Raw genomic sequence first — 18,739 nt, 5'->3', positions numbered from 1 at the left:
CCGCGCAGCGCGACGATCAACCAATGGCGCGGGGACAAAGTGGTGCCGGGGCGGAAACAGTGAATGCGCGGGCGCAGAGGCGTGGCTCAGGCTACGCCCTTGGACAACCGGCCCATCACTTGCATCGCCGCCCCCTCGCTCAGCCGCTTGGGATCGCACAGCGCGAAGATCAGATCGCCCTGCGGCAGGACGCGCGCCAGAAGCCGTCCCTTTCCCATCGTGAAGTTCAACGCCGACAGGGCGTCATCGCCGAACCGCGTGCCGTAGGTATGGCGCAGCGCAGCGATCAGATCGGCGCTGGCGAGCCCGACGCGCAGGATCTGCTCGGGCGCGCCGTGCAGCGGGTCGATCTGTTGCGCCTGGAAGGCAATCCGGCCCGCGGCCAGCACACCTGCATCGAGCCCGTCATGGGCCAATGGCGCGGTGCAATCGCTGGGCAGGCCGAGCCCCTGCCCGGGCGCATCGGTTATCTCGGGTTCGGGATCGGTCTCGGGGTCGAAGGCGAGCGGCGGCACGTCACGCGCCCGCTCGCCCCCGGGAAAGCGCAAGACCTCGCCGCCGGGACCCGGCTGAGCGGGCGTGGGCCGGGGCGCAACGGACGCCTCGGGCGCGTCCGGGTCGGCTGCATTCTCGGCTGCCGGGTCGGAAACCTGTCCCAATTCACGCAGCGCCTCGAGCAGCGCCGCCCCCCCGGTCCGCGCGAAAGCCTCATCGGATCCCAGCGCCTGACCGAGACGCGCGCGCGCCCCGCTCACGAATAGACAGCGATCGAACCAATCCGCGCTCTCACGCTCGACCCGCGCCATCAGGCGCGTGCGATCGGCATCCGAGCGCAGCTTGTCGGCGCGAGAGATCGCGAGGATGGCATTCTCGGGCCGCGCCGAGCCCAGAGCCTCGATCAGAGATTTCTCGGTCAGCCGCCACGCCTGCGACGCGATGGTTACCCAGATCATCAGGTCGGCCGAGCCGATCAACGCGATCTGTTCGTCAGTGATATCCTCGGCCCGCGTCAGCGGCACCTCGATCAGCTCGAGCCCGCGCAGATGCAGTGCGGACGACCACAGATGCAGCTCGGTCGCCTCGGCGCATTTCTCGGGATCGGCATCGGCCACCGCCTGCCCATCGGCGTCGCGCAGTTCCCGACCCGGCGTCGCGCGCCAGTTCGCATAGACGACGGGACGCTGATCGCGACCCAGATTATCCTCGACCAGCCGTTCGCGCAGAAGCGCGTTGAGCACGGTCGACTTTCCCGAACTTACCTCGCCGCAGATCACCACGCGGACCGGCTTGCGCTCGGGCTGAACAGCGGTGGGCTCACCTTTTACCTTATGCATTATCTTACCTGCCCCCGCTCCCTCACGCAGCCTGCGTCTTCGGCTTGGCCGAAGTGAGCCCGCTCAGCGCGCTTTCGAGCGCGGCGAGGTTCAGCAGACGGCGTTCAAGCACTTCCATCTTGCTCTGGATGCGGTTCGCCATCCGGCTCTGCTGGGCCGGGTCGCGCGCGATCCGTTCCAGTTCGGCCCTCTCCTGCTTGAGCTGCACCGTGCGTTCGCGCACTGTCATCTCCATCATTCGCACCATAACCCGCACCCGCGAGATACCCGCCGAGGCGCGCTCGACCTGGGTCTCACCATAGGCTTTGAGGATCTTGTCGACGGCGGGGCGCAACTCCTCGGCGGCGAGAATGCGCAGCGCCTCGATGGTCTTTTCGACATTGACCTCGGGCGTGCGCCAGAAGGCCCAGCCCCGCTCCATCACGAAATCGATGCGCAGCGCGCGCTTGGCAAGCGTCAGCGTCGAGGTGAAGGTTTCATGCGGCATGTCGGCCAGCGTGATTTCGGAGCTCGGATCGTCAAACCGGTCCTGGATCGTGCTGCGGCAGGCATGGATGCAATTGTCGAGCAGCACGTCGATCGCGGCGCGGGATTTGTCATACCCCTTGGTCACCTCGCGTTCGAGCGCGGCCTGAAGCATCGTGGTATCGGTCTCGAAACTGCGCGGCACCGTGCCCGAGCGGATCTTCGAATTGCGCAGGAACTCGGCAAAGGCCGCCTTCTGGCTCTCGACAAATTCCTCGATGCAGCCGTTGAGCCGTGTCTCGAGGCTCGCCCAGGACTTGTTGAGCACCGTTTCGATCTTGCCATCTGCGCTCTCGACGAGCTTCTCGAGGGAGGTGCGCAACGCGGAGGTCGCCTTGATCTCGGCGCTCATCTCTTCGACTGCGGCTTCGGCCACATCCGAGCGGATGCTCTCGATCTGCATCTGGAGAGAGTCGCGCTCGCGGCGGGTGATGAATTGCACGCCCGAGATCTCGGCGCGCAGATCGCCGCGGATGCGGGCGAGCTGCTGGCGGCCGACGCCCCCGTCGATCACTTCCGAGAGCACATGCTTGACCTCTTCGAGCCCCGAGGCCAGCAGAAGCCGGTCGATCGGATCCTCGGGGACATGACTGAAGCGCGCGCGCAGATATTGCGCCAGCTCGGCACTGTCGAGTTCGGCGCGTGCCTGCGCGGCCTCGGCATCACCGCGCTGGGTGAGATCGGCGAGGTAGGCGCTGCCCGCAACGATGCGGAAGTCGATATCGGGGATCGCCTGACGCAGACGGCGCGTCACATCGGCCATCACCCGCGGCACCTCGGTCGCGTAATCGTCGAGCTCGTCGATCCGGTTGAGGAAGATCAGCACATCCTTGTTGTCCTGACGCGCGAGAATACGGATCAGCGCGATATCGACATCGGTCAGCGGCTGGTGCGCCGACAGCACCATGACGAACACGTCAGACCGATCCAGCGAACGACAGGTGAATTCGTCCCGCACCAGGAACGGGTCATTCACGCCCGGAGTGTCGGTGATGATCGTGGGCACCTGGAATTCGGGCAGGCGCATGTAAATGTCGGCGCTTTTGGTCAGCGCGGCATAGCGGCCCAGCGCCTCGCGTTCGAGCCCATCATCCGAGCCCGGTCCCGCGCAGACATAACGCTTGAGCAGGTCGGGCGCGAGGAAGTCGTATTCGTGGCTGCTGCCGAGCAGCGCGTGATAATGCTTGCCGAGGCGCTTCTGGGCGCGGCTGCGCATCTGCTCGGATTGCTGGCGCAGCAGATCGGTATCGAAGCCCGGCAGGAGCTGCTCGGTCAGGTCGCGGATGCGCGAACCGCCATTGACGATCTCGTCCCAGTCGCCTTCCGAGAAGAACTCGAATTTCGCGCCGGTGATCGGATCTTCGGGCAGGTTGATACGCATATTGGTGACGACCGAGGTCCAGGGATTCACATCCGAGGGCAGAAAATCGTGCTGATGCAGGAAGGCGTTGAGGAAGGTCGACTTGCCCGCTTTCACCTGCCCGATGACCGCAATGCGCGCCGCCCAATTATGCAGACGTGCCCGCAGATCCCGGAAATTGCCGCGGCTGGATCGTTCGACGGAGGCCTCGGCCCGGTCGAGCATTTCTTCGATGAAGTCGAGCTCCGCTCGGAGCATGGGGGCGATTTTCACGGCAGTCTCCTTTCCGGCGCGGACGGGCCGTCAGTTCGGGTCGGGCGGGCATCGCCCCGGGTTTCGAGCGTCTCGAGGAGGCGCTCGACGCAATCGAGCACGGCAGGGGCCGAACTCAGGTCGATCTCGGCGCTGAGCGCGGCCCAGAGGGCGCGCGGCGTCTCAGGCGCGGTGTCGTCGTTTTCCAGCGCCGCGAGCGTTGCAAGCAGCGCGCCATCGTCGTCGCTGGCATCATCGTCGCTGGCGTCTTCAGGACCGAAGGCCGCATCAGACGTAGGCTCGGGATTGCTCAGCAGGAGCGGGTCGAAGACAAGATCGGCCTCGGGCTCCACAAACTCTTCGGGTGCCGAGATGTCCTCGATGTCAGAGACATCATCCGATATGTCGGACGTAGCCATGTCGGACAGCTCAACAGGCTCCGAAACCTCGTCGGGCTCAGGCGCCACGACCGGTTCCCAGAGCGTCAGGCTGTCGCTCTCGTGCACCTCGGGATCGCTTACCTCTTCGGACGGCGTGATCTCCGCCTCGGTGGCCGCCTTCACCAGTCGCGCATGCAGCACGCGGCGCGGACGTATCTCGGCCCGAGGTTTCGGGAAGGCGATGACGCTGCGCTCGCGCACGAAGCTCTCTACGATCGCGTTGGGTGCGCCAGGCGGCTCGGTGATCTCGGGCAGGATCTGCGCGATCCGGTTCGAGACCCGCGTGATATCGGCGGGGTTGACCATCGAGGCGAGCATGATCGCATTGAAATAGCTGCCCGCTTCGCGCTTGACCCGGCGCATCACCCGCATCGCGGAGCGTTCGTCGGTCAGCCGGTCGCCATGAGTGATCACCAGCAGCGCATGGGCGCGCAATTCCTCGGGCATCTCCGCCCAGATGGATTTCTCGCTCTGTCGCCAGGCCTGGGTCGCATTGGTGCACCAGATCACGAGATCGGCATAGTCGATCATCTGCCGCCAGGTCTCGGCGGGCATATTGGGATCGGACGAACCGGGCGTGTCGATGATCTCGATCGTATCGAGAATCGGCGCGGGATGGCTGATCACGCAATAACGGGTCTTCGCGAGTTCGACCTTGTCGAGCGACTCGATCGGATGGGGCACGTCCTCATGATCGACCCCGCGCAAGCTGTGTTCGGCCCCACTCACCAGCCAGATCGGCGGCAGCGCGGTGGCGGTCACATTCGAGGGCAAAACAGCTTCGCCCAGCAAGCCATTGATCAGGCGCGTCTTACCGGCGCTGAACTCGCCTGCGACCAGAACACGCAACTTGCGTGCGGGGGCTTCGGGCTGGTTGGAACTGCGCGGGGCGGCGGCCGGATCCGCAGCCTGCGCGCGCGCCGGACGTTGATGTTTTCGCAGCGTACTCATGCCGAAAGCCTTTCTTCATGCGCCTCATCGGAGCCGCGCAGGCAACGCGCGCGTACCGCGTCGCAGAACTTGCCCTGATCGAGCGCGAAGCCCTCGATGATCTCGCGGCTGCGCGCGATCGCGGGATCGAAGAAGCCGATGATCAAGTCGTCGATGAGCGGGGTCGTCTCGGCCATGATCACCTCGCGATAGCGCGTCTCGGCCGCTTTCTTGCGATTGAAACGCCAGTATTTGCGCCACCACGCGCCCTGCATGTCGAGCGAGATCATCCGTGCGAGCACAGTGGGGGCGCGGTGCACGGGCTGTTCGGGAAAGGCGACGGTACCGGGTTCGCGCGCAACGCCGAACTCGGCAGCCAGCAGCGCATCGATCCCTTCGGCCATCTCGTCAAAGGCGGTCTCGCCATGCCGGCGCAATTTCGTGGTCGCGGAGGTGAAGGCAGTCTTCATCGCCATGCGCAACGCGGTCGGGTCATGCGTCCAGGCACCGATCTCACCGAAGGTGTCGATATGCGATTGCAGTGCCTCGAGCGCCGAGGCGACGAAACTGCCCTGCGCGCGTTCGAGCCGGGCGCGCAGCTCGGCGCGCTGCTCGGCGGCTCGGCTGTCAAAGCCCTTGAGCACGTCTTCCTCAAGCTCGGCCAGCCGCAGGCGCAGCTCACCCTCGCTCAGAACGGGGCCGCTATCGGAAGCGCGCGCCACGGTCTCGACCGTCTCGGCCATCGAGATGATCGTGTTCAGCTCGGCATGAACATCGTTGAGCATGGCCTGACCCGGCCCCTCGACGATGCGTTTCACCACCGCCTTCAGCAGCGGTTGCAGCCCGGAAGCCGCCATCGCGCGCTGACGCAACTCATTGAGATCATTGGCATCCTTACCGCCATTGAGCTTGGCCAGTGCCTTGCGGCTCGCCGGGGCCATGCGGGTCACATCGCCCAGAGCACATTGCGCCCAGTAGCCCGAGCCGAAGAGGATCTCGATTTCCTCGCCAAGCCCCATCCGGCCCAACGTCTTGCGGATCGACGCGCCGATTGCGGTCTGGGCCCCGACCGGATCTTCGAGCTCGTCGATGCGGTTGACGAAGATCAGAACTTCGCGCGCGTCGATCGCGCAGATGATACGCAGGAGCGCCAGATCCATCGTGGTCAGCGCCTGATGGGCCGAGAGCACGACGATACAGGCGCGGCTGTCGCCGATCGCGTTGAGCGTGATCTGCTCGCGCATCATGAAGGTGTCGTTGACGCCGGGCGTGTCCCGCAGGCAAAGCCCGCGCGGCAAATGCGGCAGGTCGATATAGAGATCGGCCGATTTCGTCAGGTCGGCATAGACGCCCTCGTCCGAGCCCTCGGCCATCTCGTCGGGATCGCCATAGCAGATGTAGCGGTCGATGATGGATTTCTCGAGCGCGGGATATGCGCGGCTGCCGCCAAGGAGCTGGTCGAACTCGTCGCCCAGACGCGCTTCGGTCGCGGCACGCATCGCGGTAACCTGCGTGCGCACCTCTTCGGCCTCGCTCTCGAAGCCCGCGCGGTTTGCCATCTCGCCCAGACGCCCGCCGGTCGCGACCAGACGGTCCCATTCCTCGCGGTCGAAAAAGCGAAACAGCGCACGGGTGTCATGCGGACGATGGCGCGAATTCATGTGGAGCGCGGTAATCACCGAGGTCCAGGGGTTCACATCGGAGGGCAGAAGGTCGCTCTGCCCGATCAAAGCATTGAGAAGCGTACTTTTTCCGGCCTTCACCTGGCCGATCACACTCACCGTAGGCTCAAAGGCGTCGATCTTCGCGAGCACGTCGTCGAGTTGATCTTCCACGAAGCCGAGACCGGCATCGGAGAAGTCACGCACCGCCGTTTCGAGCTGGTCGAGCGTGTCCCAATAGGCGTTGAGGTCCTCGTATCCTTCGCGATGCCATTGGAAGATCGAATTCGCTTCGTACACGGGAGGTCTCCTTGCCGCTGGTTAGACGACGGTTGGGGATGGACATGGTACGCCCAAATACCGGTCGGGACTTCGAGACTGACGGGCCCGGATCGCTCCGGGCACCGCCGAATTACGCAGATCAGATCCGAAGCTGCCCCTCGACCTTCTTGACCACCAGACGGGCCATGCCGAGGTTGGACGCTTTCTTGTTAAGCGCGACATAGACGAAGACGCCGGGATTGGCTCCGAGCGGGCGGATCAGATGAATCTGCTCGCCTAGGGTGATCAGGATGTCTTCCACGGTGTCATCAAGACCGAGTGCCTCGAGGGCAGCTCTCTCTGCGCGCACGACCTCCGTGTTCACCGCGCCGGCCGCCTCAAGGTCGAATTTACCGGTGCCGTTTTCGCTCGCGAGCATCAGACCGGTCTCGGAATCTACGAGACACGCGCCGATAAATCCCGAGATATTTTTCAGATCGGAGATGTCGGTGGACATTGGCCATAACCTGTCAACTAGAACTTTTGTATATTTACGGTTCATCCGCATCTGTGACAGAATTGAGGCGAAAGGTTGGCACATTTTGCCACTTTTGGTTGTGCGCTCTTTCAGTACATTTGCAACTTAACTCCGCAATTCCTTTGTTTTGTTAACAATTTTGTATTTTTCGATACGCGATATTTATTGCAAATCGCTAAATCACAATTTTGTTGAGAATCGTAACATGCCACGACCATTTCACAGGATTGATCATTCCCTGACCATTTCTGGGCATTCTTGAGGCGAACTTTCCTAAGGTTGTCATCAAAGTTTCACTTGGCGATTCGATATTATTTCGCGAAATCTCGAAATATGAATGACGCGATTCCCCATAGGCTATCCATGCTCGGCCACCCGCAACGCCTTGCGCTGTTTCGATTGCTGATGCGCCGCTATCCCGACCGCTTGCCCGCGGGCGAGATCGGCGCGGTGTTGGGGCTCAAACCCTCGACGCTCTCGGCCTATCTCTCGGCGCTCTCCCAAGTCGGGCTGATCACCCACACCCGCGCGGGCACTTCGCTGCTCTACACGGTCGCGATGGAAGAGGTGCGCGAGACCTTCGACGTGCTCTTCAACGATTGCTGTCGCGGACGGCCCGATATCTGCACCGCCGCCCCTTCCCCGAACGGAGACACCGGCATGACCGACCGCAAATTCACCGTGCTCTTCATCTGCACCGGCAATTCGGCCCGCTCGATCCTCGCCGAGACGATCCTGCGTGATCTCGCGGGCGACAGGTTCATCGCCTATTCGGCCGGAACGAAGCCCTATTCCGTGCTCAACCCCGTCGCGTTGCAGGTGCTGCGCGACAAGGAGCATGACATCGCACCGCTGCGCGCGAAGAACATTGACGAGTTTCAGGGCGAGGACGCGCCGCATCTCGATTTTGTCTTCACCGTTTGCGACCTTGCCGCCAATGAGGACTGCCCGCCCTGGCCGGGACAGCCGATCAGCGGCCATTGGGGCATGCCCGACCCGGTGAAGGCGCAAGGCACCGAGGCCGAGCGCGCGCTGGCCTTCCAACAGACCTATGGCGCGCTGCGCCGCCGGATCGAGGCGTTCACGGCGCTGCCTATCGCATCGCTCGACCGTATCTCCCTGCAATCCGCCGTCGACGATATCGGCCGCAACTGAGGACTGACCATGACGACCTACGCACTCAATGGCCTCGGCCGGATGGGGAAACTCGCGCTGAAACCGCTTCTGGAGAGCGGCGCGAAAATCGCCTGGATCAATGACGCGGTGGGCGATCCGGAGATGCAGGCGCATCTGCTGGAGTTCGATAGCGTGCATGGCCGCTGGGAAGCGGCGTTTTCGCATGACGCCGACAGCGTCACCATCGACGGCACCCGCCTGCCCTTCATCGGCACGAGGAAGATCGAGGAGCTGCCGCTCGACGGCGTCGATGTGGTGATCGACTGCACCGGGGTCTTCAAATCCGAGGCCAAGCTTGCCCCCTATTTCGCGGCGGGGGTAAAGAAGGTGGTCGTCTCGGCCCCGGTGAAGGACGGGCCGACCGCGAATATTGTCTATGGCGTGAACAATGACAGCTACGACCCCGCGGTGCACCAGATCGTCACCGCGGCCAGTTGCACCACGAACTGCCTTGCCCCGGTGGTGAAGGTGATCCACGAAAACCTCGGGATCAAACATGGCTCGATCACCACGATCCATGACGTGACCAACACCCAGACCATCGTGGACCGCCCCGCGAAGGACCTGCGCCGCGCACGCTCGGCGCTGAGCTCGCTGATCCCGACCACGACCGGCTCGGCCACCGCGATCACGCTGATTTACCCCGAGCTGAAAGGCCGGCTGAACGGCCATGCGGTTCGGGTGCCGCTGCTCAATGCTTCGCTGACCGATTGCGTCTTCGAGGTGGAGCGCGAAACGACGCCCGAAGAGGTCAACGCCCTGTTCAAAGCCGCCTCGGAAGGGGCGCTGAAGGGCATCCTCGGCTACGAGACCCGCCCGCTCGTCTCGGCCGATTACACCAATGACATTCGTTCCTCGATCGTCGATGCGCCCTCCACGATGGTCGTCAACGGCACGCAGGTGAAGATCTACGCCTGGTATGACAACGAGATGGGCTATGCGCACCGGCTCGTCGATGTCGCGCTGATGGTGGGGGCGAGCCTGTGAGCGAGGCCCCTGCCCCGAACACCCCTCACCGGCCCGAGGGACTCTCCGCCTATATCGCGGTGACGGCGGCCTATTGGGCCTTCATGCTCACCGATGGCGCGCTGCGGATGCTGGTGCTGCTGCATTTCCATACGCTGGGGTTTTCTCCGGTGCAGCTGGCTTACCTGTTCATCCTCTACGAGGTCGCCGGGATGGTCACGAACCTCTCGGCTGGCTGGATCGCCGCGCGGTTCGGGCTGGTCTCGACGCTTTATGCGGGGCTCGGGCTGCAGGTCGTGGCGCTCTTGGCGCTGGGGCAGCTGGATCCGAACTGGGCGATTGGCGCTTCGGTGGCCTATGTGATGGTCGTGCAGGGGCTGAGCGGGGTCGCGAAGGACCTTGCCAAGATGTCCTCAAAATCGGCGGTGAAGCTGCTCGCGCCCGAGGGCAATGGCGGGCTGTTCCGCTGGGTCGCGGTGCTGACGGGCTCGAAGAACGCGGTGAAGGGCGTGGGCTTCCTGCTGGGCGCGGCGCTGCTGGCGGGGCTGGGTTTCGACTGGGCGGTGATCGCGATGGCCACCGTGCTGGCGCTGATCCTCGCTGCCATCGTCGTCGCCATGCCGCCGGGCCTGCCGCGCGGACGCAAGGGGGCGAAATTCTCGGAGGTCTTCTCGAAATCGGCCAATGTGAACTGGCTCTCGGCGGCCCGCGTCTTCCTGTTCGGCGCGCGCGACGTGTGGTTCGTCGTCGGCATCCCGATCTATTTCTACGCGGTCTTCTCGGATGGCAGCCCCGAGGGCGACCGCGCCGCCTTCTTCCTGATCGGCACGTTCATGGCCCTCTGGATCATCCTTTACGGAGCGGTGCAGGCCGCGGCCCCGCGCATCCTCAAGGCGCAGACCCGCCCCGAAGGCGAGCTGATCCACGCCGCCCGCCACTGGGCCGTGGCGCTGCTGATCGTGCCCGCGATCCTCTCCATCGCCACGCTGATCTCCGAGGCGCCGTCGCTCTGGCTGACCCTCACCCTCGTCGCGGGGCTTCTGATCTTCGGGGCGATCTTCGCGGTGAACTCCTCGCTCCATTCCTATCTCATCCTCGCCTTCACCCGCTCCGAGCGGGTCACGATGGATGTGGGCTTCTACTATATGGCCAATGCGGGCGGGCGGCTTCTGGGCACGCTGCTGTCGGGGCTGAGCTATCAGCTGGGCGGATTGGCGGCGATGATGCTTACCGCGACGGTCATGGTGGGCCTCAGCGCGTTGATGGCCGGTCGTCTGAGCCCGGAGCCTTCGCTCACGAGCGCGTGAGTGGCGATGGACATTCCCCTGCTCCCGCGCTTTTCTTGCGCGCGGAGGAGGAACGGCCCGAGGGTCGTTCGCAAAAGGGAGGAGAGCCGGTGCTATCACGCGGCAAGGATTACGCCGGCACGCGCGCGGCGTTTCGCTGGGACATACCCGAGGCTTACAATATCGGCGTCGATGTGTGCGACAAATGGGCCGCAGCCGAGCCTGAACGCCTCGCCCTGATCGAGGTCGACGAGGACGGCTACGGCGCGATCCGCGAGACCTCCTTCACCGAACTGCGCGCGGCCTCGAACCGTTTCGCCAATGTGCTGACCGCGATGGGCGTGGGCGGCAACGGGAAAGACGCGGGCGACCGGGTCGCGATCCTGCTGCCGCAACGGCGCGAGACCGCCATCGCCCATATCGCGGCGTTCAAGGCGGGCTGTGTCTCGCTGCCGCTCTTCACGCTCTTCGGCCCCGAGGCGCTGTTGCACCGGCTGCGCGACAGCGGCGCGCGGGTGCTGGTCACGGACCCGGCGAGCTACGAGGTGATCGCGGGGCTGCGCGCCGATCTGCCCGATTTGCAGACCATCTTCGTCACCGATGGCGGCGTGGACGGGGCGGAGGATTTCGACGCGGCGCTCGCCGGTGCCGCGCCCGAGTTCACCCCGGTCGCGACCCGCGCCGAGACGCCCGGCGTGCTGATCTACACCTCGGGCACCACGGGCAACCCAAAGGGCGCGCTTCATGCGCATCGGGTGCTTCTGGGCCATCTGCCCGGCGTCGAGATGAGCCATGATTTCCTGCCGCAGGAGGGCGACCGGATCTGGACGCCCGCCGACTGGGCCTGGATCGGGGGGCTCCTCGATGTGCTGTTGCCCGCGCTCCATCACGGCGTGCCGGTCGTGGCCTGCCGCTTCCGCAAGTTCTCGGCCCAGGCCGCGGCCGATCTGATCCGGCGGCTAAAGGTGCGCAACGCCTTCCTGCCGCCGACCGCGCTGAAAATGATGAAGGCCGATCCCGAAAGCCTGTCATGGGAGCTGCAGATGCGCTCGGTCGCCTCGGGGGGCGAGCCCTTGGGCGCGCAGCTTCTCGATTGGGGCCGAAAGGCGCTTGGCGTGACCATCAACGAATTTTACGGCCAGACCGAATGCAACATGGTCGTGTCCTCGGCCTCCAGCCTCGACGCCCCGGAGCCGGGCGCGATGGGCTGGCCGGTGCCGGGCCATGAGGTCGCGATCGTGGACAGCCTGACCGGCGAGCGACTGCCCGAGGGCGCGGAAGGTGCGATCGCGGTGCGCGCGCCCGATCCGGTGATGTTTCTGGGCTATTGGAACCTGCCAGAGGCGACCGAGACCAAATTCGTCACCGGCCCCGAGGGGCGCTGGCTGCTGACCGGCGACCGCGGCGTGAGCGGCTCGGGCGGGCGGCTACGCTTCAAGGGGCGCGACGACGACATCATCTCGACCGGCGGCTACCGGGTCGGCCCGGCGGAGATCGAGGATTGCCTGATCTCGCACCCGGCGGTGCAGATGGCGGGCGTAGTGGGTCAGCCCGACCCGCTGCGCGGCGAGATCGTCGCCGCCTTCGTCACGCTCTGCCCGGGCTATTCCGAGACCGCGACGCTTCGTGAAGACCTCGCCCAGCACGTCCGTGCGCGGCTCGCGAAATACGAATACCCCCGCGCGATCTACGTGATCGACGACATGCCCGTGACCACCACCGGCAAGATCATCCGCAACGCGCTGCGCGCCCGCCTGCCCGAGGAGACCGTTTGATGAGCCCCGTTCTTTTTGAAACCCGCGGCAAGGTCGCGATCATCACCCTCTACCGCCCCGAGCGGCGCAACGCGATCAATGCCGAAGCGGGCCACGCGCTGGCCGAGGCGATCGCGCGGCTGGAGGCGGATGACGCGCTGCAGATCGGCATCCTGCGCGGCGAAGGCGCGGTGTTCTGCGCGGGCATGGACCTCGCCGCCTTTTCCGAGGGCAAGGTCGAGGAACTGCTGTTCTCCGAGGGCGGCTTCGGCGGGCTGACGGAATCGCACCGGACAAAGCCGATCATCGCCGCCTGTCATGGGGCGGCGCTTGCGGGCGGGTTCGAGTTGGCGCTCGGTTGCGACATGATCGTGGCCGAGGAAGGCTGCCGTTTCGGCCTGCCCGAAGTGCTGCGCGGGCTGGTGGCGGGGGCCGGCGGCGCGCTGCGGCTGGCCTCGCTGATCCCGCCCGCCCGCGCCCGCGAGATCCTGCTGACCGGGCGGCTCTTCGATACCGCCGAGGCCTGGGAGCTGGGGCTGATCGCACGCCGCGCGGAAGCCGGTCAGGCGACCGAGGCCGCGCTGGCCCTGGCCGAGGAGATCGCCAGGAACGCACCGCTCGCCTTGCGCGAAACCCTGCGCCTGTCGCGCGAGATCGAGCGCCGCGCGGTCGATCCGCTCTGGTCGGAGAACGCGCGCACCCTCAAGGCGATCATGGAGAGCGCGGATGCGGCTGAGGGCGCGAAGGCGTTTCTTGAGAAACGCGCGCCGGAATGGTCGGCAAAATAGCACCGGGAGACCAGTGACGCGCGGGGCCTGGAGCGCCCCGCGCCAGTTCTGAGACAAGGGAGAGGGCCGAGGCCCCTGCCCTCACGCGCCTTCGAACAGAGCCTTGCGACGGGCCACGCGCTCGCGGATCTTGTCGACATCTGCCACTGGCGTCGCTGCCAGCAGCGTCTTGGTATAGTCGTGCTGCGGATTGGTGAAGATCTCGTCGCGCGAGGCGTATTCCACCACCTCACCCGAATTCATCACCATCACCTCATCGGCGAAGTAGCGCACCACCGAAAGGTCATGCGAGATGAAGACATAGGTAAGATTGAACTCGTCCTGAAGATCCTTGAGCAGGTTCAGAACCTGTGCCTGCACCGACAGATCGAGCGCCGAGACCGGCTCGTCGAGCACGAGGATCTGCGGGTTGAGCATCAGCGCGCGCGCAATCGCGATCCGCTGGCGCTGGCCGCCCGAGAACATATGCGGGTAGCGGTTGTAGTGTTGCCGCTCGAGGCCGACCTTCACCAGCATCTCCTCGGCGCGCTTGCGACGCTCGGCTGCGGGCACGTCAGTGTTGATGATCAGGGGCTCGGTCAGAACCTCGCCAACCTTCTGGCGCGGATTGAGCGAACTGTAAGGGTTCTGGAACACGATCTGCACCTTGGCGCGCAGATCGGACGTGACCTTGCGCGTGGCGATGTCGATCTTCTCGCCTTCGATGATCAGATCGCCCGAATTGGCCGGGTCGATCAGGGTCAGGATCCGCGCCAGTGTGGACTTGCCACAACCGGACTCGCCCACGATCGCGAGCGTCTTGCCCTGTTCGAGCGAGAACGAGATGCCATGCAGCGCCCGCACGGTCTTTGCGCCGCGCATGAAGCCGCCCGAGACGATGTAGTCGCGCGTGATGTCGCGCCCTTCGAGGATCACGCTCATTGCACGCCCTCCCAGCCGTCGGCGACCGTCAGCAGGCGGTCCCCGGTCGCGTTCTCGGGCAACGCGGCCAGGAGCGCGCGCGTATAGGGGTGCTGCGGGGCCTCGAAGAGCGAGAGCACATCAGCCTCCTCCATCTTCCGGCCCTTGAACTGCACCGAGACGCGGTCGGCGGTCTCGGCCACCACGCCCATGTCATGGGTGATCATGATCAGCCCCATCCCGTATTCCTCCTGCAACCCCATCAGCAGGTCGAGGATCTGTTTCTGGATCGTCACGTCGAGCGCTGTCGTCGGCTCGTCCGCGATCAGCAGGCGTGGCTTGCAGGCGATCGCCATCGCGATCATCACGCGCTGGCACTGCCCGCCCGAGAGCTGGTGCGGATAGCTTTTCAGCCGCCGCTCGGGGTCGGGGATGCCGACCGCCTCGAACAGCTCCAGCGCCCGCGCCTTCGCGGCGCGGCCCTTCAGGCCAAGGTGGCGATGAAGAACTTCCTCGATCTGGAAGCCGCAGGTGAAGGAGGGGTTGAGCGAGGAAATCGGCTCCTGGAAGATCATCGAGATTTCCTTGCCGATGATCTTGCGCCGCTCGGCCCCGCTCATCTTGAGCATGTCGCGCCCGGCATAGGTGATCTCATCGGCGGTGATCTTCGCGGTGGGCGGCAAGAGCCCCATCACCGCGAGCATCGAGACCGATTTGCCCGAGCCGCTCTCGCCCACGATGGCCAGAACCTCGCGCTCGGACACCTCGACATCGATCCCGTCCACCGCGCGGAATGGCCCCTGAGCGGTGTCGAACTCGACGGTCAGGTTGCGGATTTTCAGCAAGCTCATGGCATCAGCTCCGCTTCAGTTTCGGATCGAGCGCGTCGCGCAGACCATCGCCCATCAGGTTGATCGCGAGCACCGTGATCAGGATCGCGAGGCCGGGGAAGGTCACGACCCACCAGGCGCGCAGGATGAATTCGCGCGCCTCCGACAGCATCGTGCCCCATTCCGGGGTCGGCGGTTGCGCCCCCATCCCGAGGAAGCCAAGCGCTGCCACGTCGAGGATCGCGTTCGAGAAGCTCAGCGTCGCCTGAACGATCAGCGGCGCGAGGCAATTGGGCAGCACGGTGCGGAACATCAGCCGCATGTTGCCCGCGCCCGCGACCTGCGCGGCCATGACGTAATCGCGGTTCTTCTCGGACAGGACCGCGGCACGGGTCAGGCGCGCGAAATGCGGCTGATACACGATGGCGATGGCGATCATCGCATTGACCAGCCCCGGCCCCAGCACCGCCACGAAGACAAGCGCCAGCAGCAGCGACGGGAAGGCAAGGATGATATCCATCACCCGCATGATCACGGTATCGACCCAGCCGCCGAACCAGCCCGCGAAAAGGCCGAGAATGACGCCCACCGACAGCGCCAGCAGCACGACGACCACGCCCACGAACAGCGAATAGCGTGCCCCGAACAGGAGCCGCGCGAGGATGTCGCGGCCCACCGCATCGGTTCCGAGCCAGAAATGCCCATCCGCGCCCGCGCTCAGCGGCGGCGCCAGCAGCGCATCGCGGAACTGGGTGTCCGGGCCATGCGACGACAGAAGCGGCGCGAAGATCGCCGCCAGAAGGATCAGCGCGAAGACCACCAAGGCGATCACCGCGCCGCGGTTTTCCTTGTAGTAGAACCAGAACTCGGCAAATTGCGCGCGGCGGGTCCCGGCGGGGATATCGGTTTCGGTCACTTCGGACATGTCACTCACCTATGCCGGATACGCGGATTGATCAGACCGTAGAGCAGGTCCACGATCAGGTTCACGACCATGACGATCACCGCGATCATCAGAAGGCCGCCCTGCACTGACGGGTAGTCGCGGCGCGAGATCGAATCGACCATCCACTTGCCGATGCCCGGCCAGGAAAAGATCGTCTCGGTCAGGATGGCGCCCGCCATCAGCATGCCGACCTGAAGGCCGATCGTGGTGATCACCGGGATCATCGCATTGCGCAGCGCGTGCACCCCCACGACCCGGCGCGGCGGCATCCCCTTGGCGCGGGCGGTGCGCACGTAATCCTCGCCCAGAACTTCGAGCATGGCCGAGCGGGTCTGGCGCGCGATCACCGCGAGCGGGATCGTCGCCAGCACGATCGAGGGCAGGATCAGGTGGCTCAGCGCCGAGGTCAGCGCGCCCTTCTGCCCCGACATCAGCGCGTCCCAGAGCATGAAGCCAGTGCCGTTCGGAAAGTAATAGATCAGTGAGATCCGCCCCGAGACGGGCGTCCATTTCAGGATGCCCGAGAACAGGATGATCAGCAAAAGCCCCCACCAGAAGATCGGCATCGAATAGCCCACCAGCGCGGTGCCCATCGAGATCTGATCGAACCAGGAGCCGCGCTTGATCGCGGCCAGGACACCCACCGGCACGCCGATCACCACGGCCAGAACCATTGCGAACAGCCCAAGCTCCACCGTCGCGGGGAAGAGCGTCAGGAACTCGTGCAGCACCGGTTTGTGCGTGACGAGTGAATCCCCGAGATCCCCATGCAGGACCTTCCAGAGGAAATCGGAATACTGCACCCAGATCGGGCGGTCGAAGCCCAGCTGATGGGTCAGCTCGGCATGGCGCTCGGGGGTCAGCCCGCGTTCACCCGCCATCAGCAGCACCGGGTCGCCGGGAAGCACCCGGACGAAGCCGAACGCAACGATTGTGATCCCGATCAGGGTCGGGATGAGCCAGAGGATCTTGCCCAGGAAAAATCGGATCATGTCAGCCCGCCTTTAAAGCCGGGGCGCCCGGTCGCCCGGACGCCCCAATTGCGTTAGGGGTTACCCGATCACTCGGAGATGTCCACCCCGTAGAAGTCATGCCCGCCCAGCGGGCTCATGACGTAGCCGGTCACCTTGTTCGACATCGGCATGAAGACGGTCGAATGGGCGATGGTGTCCCAGGGAGCCTGTTCCTTGAACACGACCTGCGCCTGCTCGTAGAGCTTGGTGCGCTCGGCCATGTCGTTGGTCTGGCGGGCCTTGGTGATCAGATCGTCGAAATCCTTGTTGCACCAGAAGGCACGGTTCGCACCGCTTTCCGCCGCCGAGCAGCCCAGCAGAACGGCGAGGAAGTTGTCCGGATCACCATTGTCGCCGGTCCAGCCCAGAATGACCGCGCCGTCGCGGTTCGGGTCTTTCGACTTCGAGAGATACTCGCCCCATTCATAGGAGACGATGTTCGCCTTCACGCCCACTTTCGCGAGGTCGGACTGCATCAGCTCGGCGGTGCGGCGTGCGTTGGGCATGTAGGGCCGCTGCACGGGCATCGCCCAGATGTTCATCTCGAGATCCTTGACGCCCGCTTCGTCGAGCATCTTCTTCGCCGCTTCCGGATCGTAGGCATCGTCCTGGATCGCGTTGTTATAGGACCACATGGTCGGCGGGATCGGGTTCTTGGCAACCTGGCCCGCACCCTGGAACACCGCGTCGATGATCGCCTGCTTGTTGATCGACATGTTGAGCGCCTTGCGAACCTTGGGATCGTCGAAGGGCTTTTGCGTTGTGTTGTAGGCGAGATAGGCGACGTTCAGACCGGGCTGCTCGTCCACCTTGATATTCGGGTCCGATTTCAGCGCATCGAGATCCGCCGGGGCCGGATAGGGCATGATCTGGCATTCGCCCGCTTGCAGCTTCTGCATGCGCACCGCCGGATCGGGGGTGATCGCGAAGATCAGGTCGTCGATCGGCGCCTTGCCCTTGAAGTAATCCGGGTTCGCCTTGTAGCGGATCACCGCGTCTTTCTGATAGGCGACGAACTCGAAGGGGCCGGTGCCGACGGGCACGTTGTTGATATCGGCCTTGCGATCTTCGGCCGCGAGCTTGTCGGCATATTCCTTCGAGATGATCGAAGCGAAATCCATCGCCATATCCGCGAGGAACGGGGCGTTGGGCTCGGAGAGGGTGAACTTCACCGTGTAATCGTCGATCTTGTCGATCGACTTGATGATCGTCGGCATATCCATGCCGGCATAGTATTCATAGGACACACCCGGCGCGTATTCGTAATAGGGGTTGTCCTTGTTGCCCTGACGATCGAACGAGAAGACCACGTCATCGGCATTGAAATCACGCGTCGGCGTGAAACCGTCGACCGAATGGAACTTCACGCCCTTACGCAGGTGGAACGTGTAGCTCAGGCCATCTTCGGAAACATCCCAGCTCTCGGCGAGGCCCGGCTCGATCTCGGTCGTGCCCGGCTTGAATTCCACGAGCTGATCATAGACCGGATGCGACGAGGCGTCGAAGGTGGTGCCCGACGTGTAGGGCGCCGGGTCGAACCCCTCGGGCGAGGCTTCCGAGCAATAGACGAGCGTCTTGGCGCCGGCACCGCCTGCGGTCATCAGAACCGCGGCAGCCCCCGCCAGAAGCATCGAGCGAATGGTCATGGTCTTTCCTTCCTGTTGGTTGGTCGGCGATTGTGCCGCCCGGCCCTCTGGACGTGAAATGATGCCCTTGGCGGGATCGGGTTCGGACACAAACTGGTGAGGGAGTAAAAACGCAATTGATCGGATGGTCAAT

General features: G+C 64.5%; 15 protein-coding genes. 5 read left to right on the top strand and 10 right to left on the bottom strand.

Going from position 1 to position 18,739, the window contains the following annotated elements; genetic code table 11:
- Positions 1 to 86: 86 nt before the first annotated feature.
- The 5 genes from TP2_RS02365 to TP2_RS02345 form a co-directional block, all read right to left on the bottom strand.
- Positions 87 to 1,334, bottom strand: a complete 1,248-nt coding sequence (locus tag TP2_RS02365; RefSeq protein WP_038072882.1) for a P-loop NTPase family protein — start codon at positions 1,332 to 1,334, stop codon at positions 87 to 89.
- 22 nt (positions 1,335 to 1,356) lie between these two features.
- Entirely contained in the window at positions 1,357 to 3,492 is a 2,136-nt protein-coding gene (locus tag TP2_RS02360; protein WP_038072881.1) for a dynamin family protein, read from the bottom strand.
- Positions 3,489 to 4,862: a dynamin family protein gene (locus TP2_RS17825; RefSeq protein WP_051692123.1), complete on the bottom strand. Its 1,374-nt coding sequence runs from the start codon at positions 4,860 to 4,862 to the stop codon at positions 3,489 to 3,491. The genes TP2_RS02360 and TP2_RS17825 overlap by 4 nt, the downstream gene beginning before the upstream one ends.
- Positions 4,859 to 6,802: a dynamin family protein gene (locus TP2_RS02350; RefSeq protein WP_051692122.1), complete on the bottom strand. Its 1,944-nt coding sequence runs from the start codon at positions 6,800 to 6,802 to the stop codon at positions 4,859 to 4,861. Before TP2_RS02350 ends, TP2_RS17825 begins: the two co-directional genes overlap by 4 nt.
- A gap of 121 nt (positions 6,803 to 6,923) precedes the next feature.
- Entirely contained in the window at positions 6,924 to 7,280 is a 357-nt protein-coding gene (locus TP2_RS02345; RefSeq protein ID WP_038072880.1) for a roadblock/LC7 domain-containing protein, read from the bottom strand.
- A gap of 354 nt (positions 7,281 to 7,634) precedes the next feature.
- Here TP2_RS02345 and TP2_RS02340 point away from each other — a divergent pair, with 354 nt between their 5' ends.
- The 5 genes from TP2_RS02340 to TP2_RS02320 all read left to right on the top strand — a co-directional run bounded on the left by TP2_RS02340 (position 7,635) and on the right by TP2_RS02320 (position 13,271).
- Complete coding sequence (locus TP2_RS02340; protein ID WP_038072879.1) at positions 7,635 to 8,456, top strand: arsenate reductase/protein-tyrosine-phosphatase family protein; 822 nt, start codon at positions 7,635 to 7,637, stop codon at positions 8,454 to 8,456.
- Positions 8,457 to 8,465: 9 nt separating this feature from the next.
- Entirely contained in the window at positions 8,466 to 9,464 is a 999-nt protein-coding gene (locus TP2_RS02335) for an ArsJ-associated glyceraldehyde-3-phosphate dehydrogenase (RefSeq protein WP_038072875.1), read from the top strand.
- Entirely contained in the window at positions 9,461 to 10,750 is a 1,290-nt protein-coding gene (arsJ, locus tag TP2_RS02330) for an organoarsenical effux MFS transporter ArsJ (protein ID WP_038072874.1), read from the top strand. The genes TP2_RS02335 and arsJ overlap by 4 nt, the downstream gene beginning before the upstream one ends.
- An 89-nt stretch (positions 10,751 to 10,839) precedes the next feature.
- A complete protein-coding gene (locus tag TP2_RS02325) occupies positions 10,840 to 12,504 on the top strand; it encodes an AMP-binding protein (RefSeq protein WP_038072871.1) in 1,665 nt (554 codons plus the stop codon).
- A complete protein-coding gene (locus TP2_RS02320; RefSeq protein ID WP_038072869.1) occupies positions 12,504 to 13,271 on the top strand; it encodes an enoyl-CoA hydratase-related protein in 768 nt (255 codons plus the stop codon). The genes TP2_RS02325 and TP2_RS02320 overlap by 1 nt, the downstream gene beginning before the upstream one ends.
- A gap of 81 nt (positions 13,272 to 13,352) precedes the next feature.
- On the opposite strand, the gene TP2_RS02315 is transcribed toward TP2_RS02320, so the two are convergent.
- The 5 genes from TP2_RS02315 to TP2_RS02295 form a co-directional block, all read right to left on the bottom strand.
- Entirely contained in the window at positions 13,353 to 14,192 is an 840-nt protein-coding gene (locus TP2_RS02315; protein ID WP_038072863.1) for a dipeptide ABC transporter ATP-binding protein, read from the bottom strand.
- The gene (locus TP2_RS02310) at positions 14,189 to 15,022 is read right to left on the bottom strand and encodes an ABC transporter ATP-binding protein (RefSeq protein WP_084713781.1); all 834 of its coding nucleotides are present in this window, start codon (positions 15,020 to 15,022) and stop codon (positions 14,189 to 14,191) included. Before TP2_RS02310 ends, TP2_RS02315 begins: the two co-directional genes overlap by 4 nt.
- Positions 15,023 to 15,026: 4 nt before the next feature.
- Positions 15,027 to 15,926, bottom strand: a complete 900-nt coding sequence (locus TP2_RS02305; RefSeq protein ID WP_038072861.1) for an ABC transporter permease subunit — start codon at positions 15,924 to 15,926, stop codon at positions 15,027 to 15,029.
- A gap of 5 nt (positions 15,927 to 15,931) precedes the next feature.
- Entirely contained in the window at positions 15,932 to 16,939 is a 1,008-nt protein-coding gene (locus tag TP2_RS02300) for an ABC transporter permease subunit (RefSeq protein ID WP_038072859.1), read from the bottom strand.
- Positions 16,940 to 17,007: 68 nt separating this feature from the next.
- Positions 17,008 to 18,606: an ABC transporter substrate-binding protein gene (locus tag TP2_RS02295; RefSeq protein ID WP_038072858.1), complete on the bottom strand. Its 1,599-nt coding sequence runs from the start codon at positions 18,604 to 18,606 to the stop codon at positions 17,008 to 17,010.
- Positions 18,607 to 18,739: the final 133 nt, after the last annotated feature.

The sequence above is a fragment of the Thioclava pacifica DSM 10166 genome (assembly GCF_000714535.1).
In the GTDB taxonomy this organism is placed as follows: domain Bacteria; phylum Pseudomonadota; class Alphaproteobacteria; order Rhodobacterales; family Rhodobacteraceae; genus Thioclava; species Thioclava pacifica.
The sequence above is the reverse complement of the archived record's forward strand: the minus strand, read 5'-3'. Positions and strand labels throughout refer to the sequence as shown.

Excerpts from the sequence above, each read along its gene's own strand:
- TP2_RS02365 (WP_038072882.1), bottom strand. The coding sequence starts at position 1,334 with ATGCATAAGGTAAAAGGTGAGCCCACCGCTGTTCAGCCCGAGCGCAAG.
- TP2_RS17825 (WP_051692123.1), bottom strand. The coding sequence starts at position 4,862 with ATGAGTACGCTGCGAAAACATCAACGTCCGGCGCGCGCGCAGGCTGCG.
- TP2_RS02345 (WP_038072880.1), bottom strand. The coding sequence starts at position 7,280 with ATGTCCACCGACATCTCCGATCTGAAAAATATCTCGGGATTTATCGGC.
- TP2_RS02340 (WP_038072879.1), top strand. The coding sequence starts at position 7,635 with ATGAATGACGCGATTCCCCATAGGCTATCCATGCTCGGCCACCCGCAA.
- TP2_RS02335 (WP_038072875.1), top strand. The coding sequence starts at position 8,466 with ATGACGACCTACGCACTCAATGGCCTCGGCCGGATGGGGAAACTCGCG.
- TP2_RS02320 (WP_038072869.1), top strand. The coding sequence starts at position 12,504 with ATGAGCCCCGTTCTTTTTGAAACCCGCGGCAAGGTCGCGATCATCACC.
- TP2_RS02315 (WP_038072863.1), bottom strand. The coding sequence starts at position 14,192 with ATGAGCGTGATCCTCGAAGGGCGCGACATCACGCGCGACTACATCGTC.
- TP2_RS02310 (WP_084713781.1), bottom strand. The coding sequence starts at position 15,022 with ATGAGCTTGCTGAAAATCCGCAACCTGACCGTCGAGTTCGACACCGCT.
- TP2_RS02305 (WP_038072861.1), bottom strand. The coding sequence starts at position 15,926 with ATGTCCGAAGTGACCGAAACCGATATCCCCGCCGGGACCCGCCGCGCG.
- TP2_RS02300 (WP_038072859.1), bottom strand. The coding sequence starts at position 16,939 with ATGATCCGATTTTTCCTGGGCAAGATCCTCTGGCTCATCCCGACCCTG.
- TP2_RS02295 (WP_038072858.1), bottom strand. The coding sequence starts at position 18,606 with ATGACCATTCGCTCGATGCTTCTGGCGGGGGCTGCCGCGGTTCTGATG.